This is a genomic window from Methanohalobium sp., from assembly GCF_018609725.1.
Lineage (GTDB): Archaea > Halobacteriota > Methanosarcinia > Methanosarcinales > Methanosarcinaceae > Methanohalobium.
Window position 1 is genome coordinate 1 of the sequence record NZ_JAHENT010000140.1, and the last position, 3865, is coordinate 3865.

Here is a 3865-nt window from a genome sequence, read left to right on the forward strand (position 1 = left end):
TAACCAAAACTTTACACAGATTCCATTTCATAGACTTCTTGAACAACTAAAATACAAAGCCGAAGATGTTGGATTGAAAGTGATTGAGCAAGAAGAATCCTATACATCGAAGTGTTCTTTCCTCGATGGTGAACCAGTTGAAAGAAGAACTCCTTATCTTGGTAAAAGAATTAAAAGAGGTTTGTTCCGGTCATCAAACGGTACAATAATTAATGCTGATGTAAATGGTGCATATAATATTATGAAAAAAGCAATCCCTGATTTAGATGGGATAGAGGGTGTAGCGTTACACCCGGTGAGTATATCTCACGAATGTAATTGATAATAAAATTAGTTATCTAATGTTACTAAGTTTATCAATTACAATGACGTTCAACATTTGTTGATACTGAATCTCATGTTCCTGATCCTTCACTGGATGGTACTGATTAGATTGTCTAACAACATTTATCAAGATAATCAATTATATGTTTTCCATATCTCTCAAAATCATCCAGCCGTTCTTCCAATAAATTTTCCAGGAGAGATGTATCTATTTCCTCATATACATGTACCAAAATATTTCTCAAACCTGCTGCTGTAGAGAAATCTTCTGCAAAATCTTCAGGAATAATACCATTCTTCCCAAGAATTAAGATAACACTTCGGTAATCTTCAGGCCTTTCGAATCCTTCTTTTGAAATGATAATCTCACCGATATCAATTGCACACTCAATAGCGATTTGGAAGTTTCTCTCAACTGCACTGCGCATCTCATAATTATTCTGTAGGTCCATCGTTTCAGTATCGATGGATTTTAGATAATTGACACACCGCTGCATGAAATTTAATTTTCTCAAAATCTTGTTCTCAACAGCCATTCAGGCAAACCCCTTCAGTTTGAACTTTTCTCTGAAAACTTTATCCATCAGCTGTTCATGATATTGCCGGTCGAGATATTTTGACATGATAGATTGCTCAACATCGATTTTAAAATCAGTGTTTTTGATAAAAACCGGCACATTCGGCTTGATAATTTCGAAACTAATTACAGGTGACGCGTCATTGATGATAACTAGATCTACATCATTGGTATGCAAAACCGTGCATAATTTAGAGATAAGTTCCAGTTTCCTGTAGTTTCGCTGTTTCTTTGTGAGTTCTGTTGATAGATAAACTCCGATATCGATATCGCTTATCTTCCCCCTCGTACTGGTAGCAGCAGAGCCAAACAGGTAGGCAAGTTCTACATCAGATTGATGTTTGAAAAAATCGTGTAGTTTAGTAACAATTTCTTCCGTTGATGGGGTGTTTTTTCCTTCCATTTCTATCATTAATTTTTGTATCTCACCTTTTTAACTTTTTGTATTACCTCTTGCTTCCGTCATTTTTTTCAGGGATTCTCTCATGTATTTTTTTCTGTAAAAATATCATCAAGATAGGACGATTCGATTCGACCCATCAAGCAAAATCTGTCATGTATGCGGATATTACAATCAGGATTTGGAACTTAAAAACAGAGGATGGGTGTGTCCTGACTGTAAAACTGAACATGATAGAGACATCAACGCATCAGTAAACATTAAAAAGTTTGGTTTAGATAGATAAAACTTAATTTCACCTTTGGGATGAGAGGTAGAGCCTGTGGACTTATTCCCATAAGGGAAAAGGATGAAACAGGAAGCACTTTAAATCAAAGATTTAAAGTTATCCTTAAATTTTTAATTTAAGGAGTCATTTGGTCTTTAGCCAAGTGGTAGTTCACTGTTTACCTTGAAGCGAGTTTGGAACTGAAATACTGTTTTTCAAAATAGTATCTCATCAAGTTTGTTCTTTAACATTTACTATAGATTTTAAAGATGTTTACCGGATTTATATATAATGATAGCTGGTTTTTTCTATTTTATACAGTTTAGAATTTTCTGTGTGACATGAAACATTGAAAATTCAAAGTTTAAAGTTCATATTGTTTTTCTAAATTCTGTCATAGTATTTACTAGAAATTATTCAAAAACTGGACCAGCTGTTTGTTATTTGCAAAATTAAAGTTCTGCAGTAGTCTCTGATTCGTTTAAAAACTCTGAAAACCTGTTGACCAATTCGCTCAATATCGATTAATCTTATAAATGTTCTCATCAATCTTATTTATAGGACTCCTAAAAATACCTTTAAAATTGAACCAGCTTAAACCAATAATACCGGTTCATACAGGGTTATTATAAGTCTATTGAAATCAAAAACGGAGATGTTAACATCGATAACGATAATGATAACGATAACAAACATTCAATTAATCTTGACTGTATAAAAAGAGTTAATAGTAGAGGTGAATTCCTGGTAGCACCGGGAGACATTATGAAGAGATTGTGTCCTAAAACTTATTCTCGATTACATGGCGGCTGGTTCAAGAGAGTGGACAACCTGAATCAGGAATATACGAATGGATACTCGATTCTAGGTGATTTTTACAGCGACAGAAGGCGCCAGTGGATGGCACCTGGACTATATAACGACTGTTCCAAAAACGGCGATAACAAGCAAAAAATTATCTATCACACACTTATAAAATTGAATTTCGACGGTACAGTCGAGCTGCTGGAACAGACCCGCAACAACCCGAGCTGGGCTACCGATTTATGGGACCCGATAGAAAATTATTTACCAGAATTCAAACCCTGTCAAGAAATTCTCCAGGAAGAAAAAACGTATCTTGAATGCCGCTTAGAGGAAATAAACCACAGGTTGGAGGACCTGGATATGGGTCAATAACTTATATCAAACCATATTCTCTCTTTAAATCATCATGAGTGTACAGCCTTCCCTTTTTGATGTCCTCTAATGCTTCATCAATACCCTGGATTGCTTCATCGCTTAATTCATCTTCATCTTCAGTCATTTTTATTAATTTTTTAATAATGGAATTATAAGATTCCTCTGGATACTCACGTAAACTGTTTAATTTTTCTTTAGTTAGGGGTCTATGCTGATTGTAGTACTCGTTTCTATCATACCTCTTCTTTTATACCTGAAAACATAATCGGTAAACATATAAAAGAAGTAAGGATAATCCTGAAGTATAATGGGCAGTGGTTTGAGATAGAATACGTCTATAGAGATGACGGTGAAAAGTCGATGTAGACTACAATAAACATCTATCTATAGATTTGGGAGTTAACAATTTTGCAACCTGTGTAGATACCAATGGGACTGCTTTCATCATAGAAAGGGGTTTAAAGTCTTATAACCGTTGGTGGAACAAAGTCAAAAGTAGGTTGCAGTCTGTATATGATAAACAGGGTATAAAAACAGGTCAGAAACTGAAATGGTTGTTCGAGAAAAGGAAGAACAAACTCAACGATTTCATGAATCAGAGTGTTAATCATATCATTAAACACTGTATGGAATACAAAATAAGCAATATCATAACCGGAGAACTGAAAGACATAAAACAGAAATCCAATATGGGTAAAAAGAACAACCAGACCTTTCAAACTATACCTTTTGGCAAATTCAAGCAAAAAATTCGGTCTAAATGTGATTACTACGGTATCAATTGCATAGAGGTTGATGAGGCATATACCAGTAAAACTGATGCACTTGCATTAGAACCCATTATAAAACACCAAAAATACATGGGCAAAAGAGTCAAGAGGGGATTGTCCCAGTCTTCTACTGGTAAATTGCTCAATGCCAATGTTAATGGAGCATTGAATATCCTAAGAAAAGTAGTCGGTGATTCTCTTACAGGGATAACCGATAGTGGGTGTGTGAACCATCCGAGAAGGACTTTGTAAATTGAAAATTTACAAATATCTTTAAATCTTTGATTTAAAGAGTAAGATTCTTTGGAGTAAACTCTTTCTGAAGCCGCTTGGTTTTTAGCCAA

The 3865-nt window shown here is 34.8% G+C and carries 5 protein-coding genes and 2 pseudogenes; 4 read left to right on the plus strand and 3 right to left on the minus strand.

The window, feature by feature from the left end; all coding sequences use genetic code 11:
• Positions 1 to 322 (plus strand): zinc ribbon domain-containing protein (locus tag QZ276_RS09420; RefSeq protein WP_292487421.1); only part of this gene is annotated, 322 nt, incomplete at its 5' end.
• Between the two features lie 115 nt (positions 323 to 437).
• Here QZ276_RS09420 and QZ276_RS09425 read toward each other — a convergent pair.
• Positions 438 to 860, minus strand: a complete 423-nt coding sequence (locus QZ276_RS09425; protein ID WP_292487422.1) for a DUF86 domain-containing protein — start codon at positions 858 to 860, stop codon at positions 438 to 440.
• Positions 861 to 1313, minus strand: coding sequence for a nucleotidyltransferase domain-containing protein (locus QZ276_RS09430; RefSeq protein WP_292487423.1), 453 nt, complete (start codon positions 1311 to 1313; stop codon positions 861 to 863).
• A gap of 80 nt (positions 1314 to 1393) precedes the next feature.
• Between QZ276_RS09430 and QZ276_RS09435 the strand changes: the two are divergent.
• Together QZ276_RS09435 and QZ276_RS09440 are read left to right on the plus strand one after the other, a co-directional pair.
• Positions 1394 to 1587: pseudogene (locus QZ276_RS09435) on the plus strand (zinc ribbon domain-containing protein); the annotation flags it as partial.
• 747 nt (positions 1588 to 2334) lie between these two features.
• Positions 2335 to 2748 (plus strand): hypothetical protein, encoded by a 414-nt coding sequence (locus QZ276_RS09440; RefSeq protein ID WP_292487425.1) that lies wholly within the window; start codon positions 2335 to 2337, stop codon positions 2746 to 2748.
• Between the two features lies 1 nt (position 2749).
• Here QZ276_RS09440 and QZ276_RS09445 read toward each other — a convergent pair whose 3' ends face one another.
• Complete coding sequence (locus QZ276_RS09445) at positions 2750 to 2875, minus strand: hypothetical protein (protein ID WP_292487427.1); 126 nt, start codon at positions 2873 to 2875, stop codon at positions 2750 to 2752.
• A 125-nt stretch (positions 2876 to 3000) separates the two neighbouring features.
• Here QZ276_RS09445 and QZ276_RS09450 point away from each other — a divergent pair.
• Positions 3001 to 3773, plus strand: a pseudogene (locus QZ276_RS09450) (RNA-guided endonuclease InsQ/TnpB family protein); the annotation flags it as partial.
• Positions 3774 to 3865: the final 92 nt, after the last annotated feature.